This is a genomic window from Hymenobacter sediminis (genome assembly GCF_003231285.1).
In the GTDB taxonomy this organism is placed as follows: Bacteria; Bacteroidota; Bacteroidia; order Cytophagales; family Hymenobacteraceae; genus Hymenobacter; species Hymenobacter sediminis.
In genome coordinates this window covers 302,797-315,271 of record NZ_QKNS01000004.1, presented here as the reverse complement: position 1 = coordinate 315,271, position 12,475 = coordinate 302,797, and the positions used below count along the sequence as shown (strand labels likewise).

Sequence of the window (12,475 nt, the reverse complement as noted above, 5' to 3'; positions counted from 1 at the left end):
GGGAGGGGTAGCAGCCTTGGAACGATAATTGACGCACGTATTTCTGGCCGGACGCAAATGCGCTACCGGGGTTGTTGTATGGGGTAGGGTAGGTCCTCCTCCAAGTTTCGTTTTGCCTTGTCCACTGAATCTGTCTGTAGCCCGCCCGACTTGTGCCTGAACGGCCTGATTATTAAACCTGGTCAGCAGGTCATGACGCGGCTGGTCATCTCGCGGCTGCCCTCCGGTACCGTCATTGATATTCCCGTGTACGTGTACCGGGCAGTAGAGCCAGGGCCCACAGTGCTGCTGATGGCTGGCCTGCACGGCGACGAGGTGAACGGCATCGAAACCATCCGGCGCATGGTGCGCCGGCAGATGCTGCAGCCGTTGCGTGGCACCATCATTGCCATTCCCATCCTCAACATTTATGGGTTCCTGAACTTCTCGCGTGAAGTGCCCGATGGCAAAGATGTGAATCGCTCGTTCCCAGGTAATCCGCGCGGCTCCCTGGCCAGCCGCGTTGCCCACCGCTTCATGCGCGAAATCATGCCCCTGATTGACTACGGCATTGATTTCCATACGGGCGGCGCGGCCCGCGCTAACATTCCCCAAATCAGGTGCCTGCTCCATCAGGATGCCGAAACTGATGCCCTGGCCGAAGCCTTCGGAGCGCCGTTTACCCTGCACGCCGGCTTGCGCCCTGGCTCCCTGCGCGAAACGGCTATGCAAGAGGGCCGCCGCATTATTGTGTACGAAACGGGCGAGTCGCTCCGCTTGGATGAACCAGGTATTGATCTGGGCATTGTGGGTACCCTCCGGGTGTTGCACTACCTGGGCATGATGCCGGAAGCCCCGGCGGCGGCCCAGCCCTCGGTGGTGTGCATGCGCTCTACCTGGTTGCGGGCCAAGTACGCCGGTCTGTTCCATAGCTTGGTGCATTTGGGCCAGTACATCGAAAAAGGGCAGGTGTTTGGCTCAGTGGCCGACCCGTACGGGGAAAACTCGGTGCGACTAGAGTCGCCGGTGGCGGGCTACATCATCGGGCTCAACCACATGCCCGTGGTGAACCAAGGCGACGCCCTGGTGCACGTAGGCCGCACAGACACCACGCCCAGCCGCGCCGATTTGGGCATTCCGTTCGAGGATAAGCCCATGAGGCCGCTGGAAATTGACGCGGAAGAAGACGAGGAAGCCGGCGAAGAACTGATGCGGGATGGGGAGTAGCACAGGGGGTAGGGGCCTTGCCAGCAACTGACGGATACCGCACTCATTTCCGAGGAGTAGACCGCGGACCGGCCAGGATGTCCCTACATTTTGCTTTACTTTGAAGAGTCGTACTGCGGCGCTTGGTCTTCTTCCTTATCCCCTGAATGAAAAACTCGCTTCAATTAGTCATTAACATTGTGCTGGCTGTGGCCGTGGCGGTACTGTTTTACCTCCACTTTGCTGGCAAACCTGCCGCGCCCGCCAAAAAACCAGTAGCCGCCGTTACTACCCCCTCTGACTCAGCCAATGCCAGCGCTGCCACCGTTACCGATGAGCCCGCCGACCTGGTGGCCGTAGCCGATACAGATAAAGTTGCCTACGTGGAATCGGGCAAGCTGCTGGATGGCTACCAGGGTATGAAGGACGCTCGGAAGAGCTTCGAGGGCAAGGCTCGTCGTTGGGAAGCCCAGAACCAAACGCTGGTGAAAGGCTTCCAGAGTGCTGTGCAGCAGTATCAGCAGAAGGCTGAGGGCATGACCCAGGAGCAGCGCGCCTCTACGGAGCAGCAGCTGCAGGGCCGCCAAATGCAGGTAGCTCAAGAGCAGGAGAAACTCCAGCGTCAGGCTCAGGAAGAGGAAGCCAAAATGACCCAGCAAGTGCTGGAGCGCATCAACAAGCAGATAGAAGCCTACGGTAAGCGCAACGGCTACCGCCTTATTCTGATTGCAGCGCCCAGTGGCACCATTGCCTATGGGCGCAAAGACCTCGACATTACGGTTCCCGTGCTCAAGCACCTTAACGACGAGTACCGCGGCGGCAAGAAATAGTACAGCCGCATCAGGTAGCCTGTTGAAAATTTTCAAACGCCCGCTTTTTCACTGGAAAAGCGGGCGTTTTTGTCGGTAGCTTAGCCGCAGAAAATTACTGAGGCAGCACGCAACCTATTACCGCTCATCTGGCTCCCGCAAATAACAAAGCGCTGTACAGCACCTTCTTGGCCCACCTGAATTTCTAGCTATAGTAAATTTTTATTCTCCTGTATGAGCCGATTATTCCGCTCACTGTTTCTGGGCGGTGCCGTGCTGGCTACCCCTACGGCCTATGCCCAACAAGCTCCGGCCCGCGTTACCATTAGCGGCTATGTCCGCGACGCCGCCACCGGCGAAAATCTCATTGGCGTTGCGGTAGTTAGCCCGGGCTCCGGCGTGGGCACTGCCACCAATACCTACGGATTTTACTCGCTTACGCTGCCGGCTCCTGCCGATTCGGTGCGGCTGTTGGTGAGCTACCTGGGCTACGAAAAAGCCCGCTGGGTAGCCCCCGTTGGCCGCAGCCTAGCCCACGATTTTCGCCTGCACTCCGCTGCCAACGACTTAGCCGGGGTAGAGGTGGTAGGCAGCCGCGAGGAAAAGATTGCCCAGAGCACCCGCATGGGCACCGTTAATATTCCGCTCAACCAGATTAAGGCCGTACCGGCACTGCTAGGGGAGCGGGATGTGTTGAAGGTGCTGCAGCTGCTGCCCGGCGTGCAAAGTGGCGGCGAGGGTACCAGCGGCCTCTACGTGCGCGGCGGCTCCCCCGATCAGAACCTGATTCTGCTGGACGGCACACCCGTATACAACGCCTCCCACCTGTTCGGCTTCTTCTCGGTGTTCAACGCCGATGCGCTGAACAATGTGGAGCTAATCAAGGGTGGCTTTCCGGCTCGGTACGGGGGTAGGCTTTCGTCGGTGCTGGATATATCAATGAAGGAGGGTAACATGCAGAAGTTCCAGGGCGAAGGCGCCATTGGGCTGATTGCCTCTAAAATCACGCTGGAAGGCCCAATTAAGAAGGATACGGCTTCGTTTATCTTCTCTGCCCGCCGAACCTACATTGATATTCTGGCCCAGCCGCTCATCAAGGCCTCACTGGCTGCCGAGGGCGAGAAAGGCTCCATTGGCTACTTTTTCCACGACCTCAACGGCAAGCTTAACTGGAAAGTCAGCCGCCGCGACCGGCTGTATCTGAGCGCTTACACCGGTTACGACAAGTTTTACGCCCGTTACCGAGAAGAAGACGGCGACAACTACGACCGCAACAAGGCCGGACTGGGCTGGGGTAACCTCACCGCTGCTCTGCGCTGGAATCACGTCCTGAACGACCAACTGTTTCTGAACACCCACCTGACGTACAGTAAATACCAGTTCAACGTAACGGAGGAAAACGAGAGCCGCTACCCCGACAACAACGGCGGCACCCAGACCGATAAATTTGCGCTGAAGTACTTGTCCAACATCCGGGACTTTAGCCTGAAATCGGACCTGGATTACACGCCGACCGCCGACCATTATATCCGGTTTGGTGGGCAGTTTATTCAGCACTCATTTCGGCCTGGGGCTCTGCAGGTAAAGGATGATTACTCCGATATCGGTTCGCGTCTGAAGGCTGGAAGCCGTACCCTGGCTAATGAAGCCTCCCTGTATCTGGAAGACGACTACCGCGTGACGGAGCGCCTGAAGGTAAATGGCGGCGTGCGCCTGAACAGTTTCTTCGTGGATAACAAAGTGTATCCTTCGGTAGAGCCGCGTCTGGCCGCCCGGTTCCTGCTGACGGAGGACTGGGCCCTGAAAGCGTCCTATGCCCGCACTACCCAGTACATTCACCTGCTTACCAACAGCGGCATAGGCCTACCCACCGATTTGTGGGTGCCTGCTACGGCCAAGGTAAAGCCCCAGAAAGCGCAGCAGTTCAGCATTGGGGCGGCCCGCAATGTGCGCATCAAGGGCGAGGACTACGAGTTCAGCTTTGAAAGCTACTACAAGCCCATGCGGCAGCTGATTGAGTACCGCGAGGGCGCGAGCTTCCTAGGCACCACCGATAATAACTGGCAAGAGAAAGTAACCAGCGGCGACGGGTGGGCCTACGGGGGCGAGCTGTTTCTGCAGAAGAAATCGGGGCGTACTACCGGCTGGATTGGCTACACCCTGGCCTGGAGTAAGCGCCGTTTTCCTGATCTGAACCAGGGGCGCATCTTCCCCTACAAGTACGACCGTAGGCACGATGCCTCCCTGGTGGTAATCCATCATTTCAGCCCTACGTTTACTCTCTCCGGTACGTGGGTGTACGGTACCGGCAACGCGGTTACCCTAGGCCAGGGCCGTTTCCAGCTCGGCGACTACCAGGAGTTCGAAGACTACGGAGGCCGCAACAGCTACCGCATGCGCGCCTACCACCGCATGGACCTGGACCTGAGCAAAACCAAGAAGAAAAAGTGGGGTGAGGTAGTAAACAGCTTTTCTCTCTATAACGCCTACAGCCGCCGCAACCCCTATTACCTCTATTTCCAGCGCGGCTACCAGGATCAGTACGGCAATGTAGAGCGCAAGCCCACTTACAAGCAGATTTCGCTGTTCCCCATTATTCCATCCTTCAGCAAAGCCTTTCGGTTCTAATGACTGGTGAGGGTAGCCCTATGTACTACCCCACGCTGTTCTTCCAGTATCAGATACCTATGAAAAAGCTATTCCCTTTATTCTCTCTGTTGGTGGGTATGCTGGCAAGCTGCGAAACCGATGTGAACTTACCCGAGCCGGAACATACGCCGCGCATTGCGCTGCGGTACATGCTCACCAACGAGGCACCCAAGCAGCAATCCAGCGGTATGCTGGCGTTCAATCAACTGTACGTTAGTCATAGCCAGCGCATGTTTGATATGCGCAACTTAGAAGGCCGGGCTGATGCCACGGTAGAACTGCTGGATGCTAGCGGTACGGTGGTAGAACGGTTTCGGCAGGCTACCAATAACGGCGGACAGACCTACCCCAGCCCCGGCTCTAGGCCCGGCTACTACGAGGCTACTATGAACTTCGCGGGGCGGCCTGGCCAGACGTATACCTTGCGGGGGCGCCTGCCCGGTTTCGAGAACGTCGAAAGTCAGCTTACCCTACCCGAGCTACCCCGCATAGTGGATGCTGTGTACACCACCCGCTCGCCAGGCGAGTATGAACAGCAAAGGGGACACATTACGCTTACCCTAAATGATAATGGCGCCACTACCGACTATTATGTAGTTGTCGGTCAGCTCTACGACACCCAGGGCAACCTCTACGGCAACCTTATCACCGACAACTCTGACAACACTGAGTTTGGCAATGTGGGCGGAACATTCCAGCTTTCAAGCCTTTACAACAGCTATTATAATGCCCTGGCTCCCTACCCGGATACCAACATCAATGGCAAACAATTTACGCTGAGCAGTGACGTAACCTGGTCGGTTAACTACTACGGGCCCAACACCCCAACGCCCGATTATCTGGAGCTAACGGTGCTGAACCTGACCGCCGATGCTTACAAATTTTTCCAGTCGCGGCAGCGCTACGAAGACACTCAGGATAATCCGTTTGCCGAACCCGCTCCGCTGTACTCTAATATTCGCAATGGCTACGGGTTCTTCGGCGGCATGTCGGGCACTACCTACCGCATAGACTTGTAAGAGGGGTAGGGGCAAGCCCTAAGTGCCACGTGCTTTTTTAGGGTAAGCAATTAAACCTGAGACTGTCAGATGCGTCAAAGAAAGGAAGCCGTCCTAATCAGCGGCTGCCTGACGTATGAAAAACCTACTGAAGTTTTTTGCGTTGCTGCTGGCCTCCGCTTCCCTAACTGGCTGCGTAGCTACAGCACAGCCAGGGGTAGTTGTGGCCCCAGTGCCAGCCCCATACTATACTTACCCCGCCCGCCCGTGCTACCACCGGCCCTACCGGCCTTACTACCGTCCGCGCCCCGCTAGGGTAGTAGTGGTAGAACCCCGCCGCCGGGTAGTGGTACCCGCTCCGCGTCCGCACTACCAAGCCCGGCCCTACGGACGAGGCCGGTAGCCTTTGGAATTAGCTTCGCACAAGAAAGCCCCACTGTTATAGTTCAGTGGGGCTTTCTTGTGCTTAATAAGCTCTCAGAAGGCTATTCTGAATGCAGCTTAGAAGGCGAAACGCAGGCTCAGAGCGGCATCGTTGTAGAAACCAGTGTAGCCATCAAATACCTCGAAGAAGGGCTTGTAATCGACGCCGATAGTGAAAGGCAGATCTTCCATTTTGTACTCCAAGCCCAGGATCAGGTCGGCACCGCCCACGATGTAGTTGCGGTCCTCGCGGTAGTAGGTGTAGTAGAAGTCACGCTTGCGGCCCCGGACGAAGCGGCCATCCAGTACGTAGTAGCGGCCATTATATACCCCTACGTGGCCTCCGGCACCGTAGTAGAACTGCAGGCCTTTAAAGTCGGAGATGGGTAGGTGCTTTTCGAGCAGCAGCGTGAGGCGGCCGCCGCGGGCCTGATATTCGCGGGTGAGCAGACCTTCGAAGGCCACGTTGTTCTTGCCGCTGAGGAAGTGCTTGAACGTAAGACCCGACGACCAGCCACCGCCGCGCAGCCCGATGGCGGTTTCGTAGCCCGCGCCGCTGCTGCCGCTTTTCTTCTTGCTTTGGGCCTGGGCCCCTTCCGTAGTTGCCAACAGCCCCAAGGCTACTAGTCCAAAAAACAAACGCTTCATGCGGAAATGGAGAGAGGTAAACAGTTGATATTCCCGCAAAAGTACCAGAACTGCCGGATTATTCCTGTCTTTCTGCTCCTTCGCGTGCAATTGCGCCGGAAAGATGCACCTGCGTGCCGCTATCTGCGTTTTGTGCTGCCCGCAACATGGCGCGAGCTACCGTTGCAGCTTCAATAGCGCGGTAGTTTCTGAGTGGGCCCATCAGCAGCGGGCGCAGCACCCGAAATACCACGGCGCTGAGCTGCTCAACCGTGCGCTTTTCGGGGCGTGGACCCAACAGCAAGGCTGGCCGGAAGAAATGGATGGCACGAAAAGGCGTTTGGCGTACCGCTTCCTCCATTTCGCCTTTCACGCGGTTGTAGTAAATGCGCGACTTTGCATCGGCCCCCATGGCCGATACCACCAGCAGTTGCGCCGCAAAGTTGGCCGCCGTGAGGGCCGCTAATGCCACCACGTATAGGTAGTCGACGCGGTAGAAGGCTTCCCGCGAGCCCGCTTGGCGCATGGTGGTGCCTAAGCAGCAATACACATCATCGGCAATAAGCTGCAGGCGATGTTTCTCCAGCTGGTCAAAGTCAACTACCCGCTGCTCTAGCTTGGGATGTACTATTGGCAAGGGCCGCCGCCCCACCGCAATAACCCGGTTGTAGCGCTCTGAGGCCAGCAGCAGGGGTAGGAGTTGGCTGCCCACCAGGCCACTGGCCCCGGCAATGAGTGCGGTTTTTTGCATAGGTGCAGAAGAAGTAATTCAGGAGAAGCCCGACAGGAGCCGTCGGCCTTAGCTGGTACGTGCCCGGCTCAGGAAACGCTGTCGGCTGCATCATGACAGATGTCTGGCCGCTTTTGGGCGTTGCCTGCTACCCCCTCTTCTACCGGAAAGGCATTCTACAAAAATTCCGGCTTCTGCTTTCATTTGAAGAGCAGAAGCCGGAATAAAAGGGGGTAAGAAATGGGCCAGACTACTTGCCAGCGACCAGCAGCGTTTTCTCAGGTTCCAGCTGCACTAGCCCTTGCTTATAGAGGGAGCCCAGGGCTTTCTTGAAGATTTTTTTGCTCATGCCCAGGCGGCGGTAGATATCGTCGGGCTCACTTTTGTCGCCGAGGGGTAGGGCACCGCCAGCTTGACGGAGGGCAGCCAAGAGGGTATCAGCGGCGGCCACGGCTTCATCGTAGCCGGGGCGCTGGAGGCTGAGGTCGAGCTTGCCATCAGGGCGCACCTGGCGCACGTAGCCGGTATGCACGTCGCCGAGGCGCAAGGGTTTGAATACTTCGTTGTGGTAGAGTAAGCCCTGGTGGGTACCATCTACAATTACTTTGTAGCCCAGGTCGGTTTCCTCAGCCACAAACAGGTCGGCCGCGTCGCCAGCTTTGCCCGGAAACGGATCGGGACTCAGAAACCACTCCCACTTGGCAGAGGCCACAATGCGGTCAGTGGTTTCATCCAAATACACAAACACCGTAGCCCGCTCGCCGGGGCGCAGCGTACGACGCAGGTTGCGGTAAGGCAGCAGCAAGTCCTTTTCTAGGCCCCAATCAAGGAAAGCGCCGGTGGGGGTTACGTCGCGGACGGTGAGGGCCGCAAACTGGCCTACCCGCACATAGGGCTCCAGGTTGGTGGCAATCAGGCGGTCTTCGGAGTCGCGGTACACAAACACGCGTACAATGTCGCCTACGCGGGTGCCGGCCGGAATGTATTTCCGGGGTAGTAGCAGGTCGCCATCGTCGGAAGTCAGGTACATGCCGAAGTCCACCTCGCGGGCTACCTCCAGGTCATTAAAATCGCCGAGTTGCATGGGCAGGAAGTTGGGCAGAAAACGGGCTGAGCCTAATGGGCCAGCCTACGGCAAAGATACGGGAATTGGGTGGGCCAGTGTTTTCTGCCATTCGTTCCCTACCCCCATGTTGCCGCGTGAGGCCTTCAAGTCAGCCGAGGGGGTAGGCGGCCAGTGCCTAACCGCTACATGTCACGGCCCCTCACGCCCAGACATGGCTGCCTCAGGCCCTACCCGAAAAAGATTGTCGGATAATGGAGCGTATCTGCTTTTGGATAAGCAGCATATACAGGTGTGGTAGAAGCAGGAAGAAGCTGCTGTGTTGCCAGGAGATATGCAGGCTTAACCGAACCAGCTCGCCCAGCACGTACGGCAGCACCACCAGCAGAAAGAGGCAGCCCAGGTAAACCACTACCGGATGATAATTGCCTCTAAACAGATTTATCCGTTGCCGAAGCAGGTAGTAGGCGAGGGCCAGCGTAATGTGGAGTACTAGAGCCATGGCAGCACGGTAGCAAATATGAATGGATACCTATTGGGCTTCGAGCTGACCGAGAGGGTAGGAGGTAGCTACTGGTACCGCACTACGCCCGGCTGCCCGAAGCTGAAGTCACTAAAATCATAATAGGGGCGGGAGTTTTCGAAGATACGAATTCCGTTGGGAGTGCTCATGCCGCGCGGATAGAACCCGAAGGTAATCTGGAAGGTACGCAGGGCAGCATACTCGTTGCGGAAGCGCAGGCCCAGGCCAAACCCGGTGTAGGGCGACTCAAAAAAAGGCAGGACCCGATTGGGAGTGCGTGAGTTCAGCCAAGCCACATCGGCAAAAGCAACTCCTGCCATGCGGAACCCCAGAAAGGAAACAGGAGTGAATAAGGTAGCCTCGTAGTTGAATGTAACGCGGCTGGTGCCCTGCAGTACACCATCAGGCTGAAAACCGCGCAACCCCCGCTCGCCATCAATGCTGAGCAGCTGCTCCCCTGGGCGGCGGTTTAGCCCCAGGCTGCTGCGCTGCCAGAAAAAATGACGCCACTGGTAGTTGCCCATGTGGTAAAGGCGCGTGAAGTACAGCAGTTCTCCGCTCACTAGGCCCTGCTGCCAGTCGTTGGCCCGCCCCCTGATGTAAGAGCCGAACTCGCCGTTGAGGTAGAGGTAGCCGCGCTGGGGGTGGAAGCCAGCGTAAGCCATGCGCAGGCCATAGTAGCGGCGGTTGTCCTGCTCGTTGAACTCGTAGCCGGTCGTCAGGCTGATGAGGGTGCCCGTCGGAATGTCCTCGGTGCGCCCAAAGCCAAACAGGTATTTATCCTTGTAATAGCGCCGCACGCTGTAGCCCACCGTACCCAGCACCAAGTTGGCGTTGAGGTAATCGGCAGTAGGCTTGCGGCTGAAGCTGGTCCGGATCATGCGGCCCGAAACAATCATGCGGCCGGGGTTCTCGTAGCCCAGGTCGTAGCTTTTCAGGCGCAGGGTACGGCCCAGCCACATATCCTGCACATTGTAGCGCAGCGGGTTGAAAACGTACGGATCTTCTGCCGAGCCAGTGCCCCGAATGGCCACCAACCGGTCTATAAAATCGTAGCTGACGGCCCCAGCGTAGCGGGTATTGATGGAATAGAAGTCGCGGCTGAAGGTAACGCCAGCTTCTTGGTTGCGGGTTTCGTTGCGGTACCGGGCCTGCCCGTACAGGAAGTTCCGGAAAGGTGCTACATAGCTCCCGATGTAGCGCCAAGGTTGAGCCCCAGGGCCCGTGTCGCCGCGGCCGTACTCGTAGCGGTTCCGAAACTGGTGGCCCAGGCCCAGGAAGTTCACGTCGCGCAGCCCAATAGTCCCGGCTGATACATCGCGCAGCTGGAAAGCCCCGCTGATGCTGAACACGTCCTTGGTAATTACCTGCACATCAACGCTGTCGGTGGTGCTGGTGCGCTCATTGACAAACACACGGGCATCCAGAATCTCAGAAGTCTGGCGCAACAGACGCTCCGATTCAGCCAAGTCTTGCGGCTCTAGCTCCTCGCCCTCCCGGAAAAGCAGCACCTGCCGCACCCGCAGCTTATTGGTTTTGATGTGGAAGAAGTTACCGGTTTTCTCCAAGATGTTTCGCGGTTCGCGCAGAGAGTCCGAAATGCTGTAGCCAAAGGCATCGAGCGTACGAATGTCAATGTGCCGAATGACCTTGTAGTTGTGCCGGTCGAACTGGCGGTCGAGCAGCTTGGCATCGAGGCCGGCTTGGTCTTCGCGCCGCTCCGTGAAGTTGAACAAAACGGAAGCAGCCTTGCCGGCTATGGTTTTACGCTTGGTATAAGCCTTCAGGCTGTTAAGCATGCGCTCCTGATCGAAGCGGCGGCGCAGGGAATCGGGGCGAGTACCGGGCAGCTTGGTGGTGTCGGGGCGGGGTAGGGCCGGGGTTTGGGCCAGCACGGGGGTAGCAGCCAGGGCAGCCCCAAGCAATAGTCCCCAAACCCAAACCAAATACTTCATAAAAACAGCAAGCCAGTCTTTGCAAGATACAGCCCAAAAGCGTTTAGCGTCGGGTTTTATTGCGGTAATAAAGCCAAAAAGCATACCCAACTTACGGGTAATTGCTGTGGGTAGGAAAGTTGAGCTTGAAGGAACATTTCTAATGAAATTAGCCTTAAGGATGATGCGTATGTGCGCGCAAGCTTCTATTTTTAAGCCAACAAACCGGCCCGATGAACGACCAGCGTATTCAGGAAAAGCTAAGTATTTTGGCAGATGCCGCAAAGTACGACGCCTCGTGCTCCAGTAGCGGCGGTAAGCGCAAGAATGAGGACAAAGGCCTGGGCAATGCTGAGGGCATGGGCATTTGCCACAGCTACACCGAAGATGGCCGTTGCGTGAGCCTGCTCAAGATTCTGCTTACCAACCACTGCATCTTCGATTGCGCCTACTGCGTGTCGAGAAAAAGCAACGATGTGAAGCGCGCTGCCTTTACGGTGGATGAAGTGGTGGACCTGACCATGAACTTCTACCGTCGTAACTACATCGAAGGCCTGTTCCTGAGTTCCGGCATTTTCTCCTCGCCCGACTATACCATGGAGCGTCTGGTGCGCATCATCAAAAAGCTGCGCACGGAGCATAAGTTCAACGGCTACATTCACGTGAAGGCTATTCCCGGCGCCTCGGAGGAGTTGATTCAGGAAGCCGGCCTGTATGCCGACCGCCTGAGCGTGAACATTGAGCTACCCTCTGAAATGAGCTTAACCTCGCTGGCGCCAGAGAAAAATTACCAGGAAATTCTGACCCCGATGGCTCAAATTCGGGATGGAATTCAGCAGAATAAAGATGAGAAGGCACTGTTCAAAAAGGTGCCGCAGTTTGCCGGCGCCGGCCAAAGCACCCAGCTCATTGTGGGTGCGTCGGCGGAAAACGACCTGCAAATCATCAACCTCACGGATTCGCTCTACAAAGGCTATGGCCTAAAGCGCGTGTACTATTCCGGCTACATCCCCGTAACCGATGACGCCCGCTTGCCTCAGGTAACGCAGCCACCCCTCATCCGGGAACACCGCCTCTACCAGACCGACTGGCTCATGCGCTTTTACGGCTTCCAGGCCGACGAAATTCTGGACCCCGCGCATCCCTTCCTTGATTTGGAAATAGACCCCAAGCTGGCCTGGGCCCTGCGCAACCGCCACGTTTTCCCGGTGGACGTGAATACCGCCGATTACGAGATGATTCTGCGGATTCCGGGGGTAGGGGCCCGCTCAGCCAAGCGTATTGTGGCCGCCCGCCGGTTTTCGCCCATCACCCTCGACCACCTGCACAAGTTTGGGGTGGTGCTGAAGCGGGCTAAGTTCTTTCTGACCTGCCGCGGGCAGGCCCTGGAGAAGCGTGATTATGATGAGCAGACCATTCGGCGTCAGATTCTGTTTGGCGCAGGCTCGGTACGCTCGGCGCTGGTTACCCAGCAGCTCGATTTGTTTGCCCAGGCTTCTTAAGCTTTCGTTTTTGGCGGTTGATTTTTAGTGTG

11 protein-coding genes are annotated in these 12,475 nt (G+C 57.2%); 6 read left to right on the top strand and 5 right to left on the bottom strand.

Annotated elements, in window-relative coordinates:
- Positions 1-117: 117 nt before the first annotated feature.
- The 5 genes from DNI29_RS12915 to DNI29_RS12895 all read left to right on the top strand — a co-directional run bounded on the left by DNI29_RS12915 (position 118) and on the right by DNI29_RS12895 (position 6,044).
- Complete coding sequence (locus DNI29_RS12915; RefSeq protein ID WP_317048754.1) at positions 118-1,206, top strand: succinylglutamate desuccinylase/aspartoacylase family protein; 1,089 nt, start codon at positions 118-120, stop codon at positions 1,204-1,206.
- Between the two features lie 146 nt (positions 1,207-1,352).
- The gene (locus tag DNI29_RS12910; protein ID WP_110978524.1) at positions 1,353-2,015 is read left to right on the top strand and encodes an OmpH/Skp family outer membrane protein; all 663 of its coding nucleotides are present in this window, start codon (positions 1,353-1,355) and stop codon (positions 2,013-2,015) included.
- Positions 2,016-2,228: 213 nt separating this feature from the next.
- Complete coding sequence (locus tag DNI29_RS12905; RefSeq protein WP_110978523.1) at positions 2,229-4,622, top strand: TonB-dependent receptor; 2,394 nt, start codon at positions 2,229-2,231, stop codon at positions 4,620-4,622.
- A gap of 59 nt (positions 4,623-4,681) precedes the next feature.
- Complete coding sequence (locus DNI29_RS12900; protein WP_162303602.1) at positions 4,682-5,662, top strand: DUF4249 domain-containing protein; 981 nt, start codon at positions 4,682-4,684, stop codon at positions 5,660-5,662.
- A 115-nt stretch (positions 5,663-5,777) separates the two neighbouring features.
- Entirely contained in the window at positions 5,778-6,044 is a 267-nt protein-coding gene (locus tag DNI29_RS12895; RefSeq protein ID WP_110978521.1) for a hypothetical protein, read from the top strand.
- Between the two features lie 98 nt (positions 6,045-6,142).
- On the opposite strand, the gene DNI29_RS12890 is transcribed toward DNI29_RS12895, so the two are convergent.
- From DNI29_RS12890 to DNI29_RS12870, 5 genes are all read right to left on the bottom strand, one after another.
- The gene (locus tag DNI29_RS12890; protein WP_110978520.1) at positions 6,143-6,712 is read right to left on the bottom strand and encodes a hypothetical protein; all 570 of its coding nucleotides are present in this window, start codon (positions 6,710-6,712) and stop codon (positions 6,143-6,145) included.
- 58 nt (positions 6,713-6,770) lie between these two features.
- Positions 6,771-7,442 carry an NAD-dependent epimerase/dehydratase family protein gene (locus DNI29_RS12885; RefSeq protein ID WP_110978519.1) on the bottom strand — a complete coding sequence of 224 codons (672 nt, stop codon included), beginning with the start codon at positions 7,440-7,442 and terminating at the stop codon, positions 6,771-6,773.
- Between the two features lie 229 nt (positions 7,443-7,671).
- On the bottom strand, positions 7,672-8,505 hold the full coding sequence (locus DNI29_RS12880) for a CvfB family protein (protein ID WP_110978518.1): 834 nt from the start codon (positions 8,503-8,505) through the stop codon (positions 7,672-7,674).
- Positions 8,506-8,707: 202 nt separating this feature from the next.
- Complete coding sequence (locus DNI29_RS12875; protein WP_110978517.1) at positions 8,708-8,986, bottom strand: hypothetical protein; 279 nt, start codon at positions 8,984-8,986, stop codon at positions 8,708-8,710.
- 68 nt (positions 8,987-9,054) lie between these two features.
- Positions 9,055-10,962 (bottom strand): BamA/TamA family outer membrane protein, encoded by a 1,908-nt coding sequence (locus DNI29_RS12870; protein ID WP_123823236.1) that lies wholly within the window; start codon positions 10,960-10,962, stop codon positions 9,055-9,057.
- 212 nt (positions 10,963-11,174) lie between these two features.
- On the opposite strand from DNI29_RS12870, the gene DNI29_RS12865 reads away from it, so the two are divergent.
- A complete protein-coding gene (locus DNI29_RS12865; protein ID WP_110978515.1) occupies positions 11,175-12,443 on the top strand; it encodes a putative DNA modification/repair radical SAM protein in 1,269 nt (422 codons plus the stop codon).
- Positions 12,444-12,475: the final 32 nt, after the last annotated feature.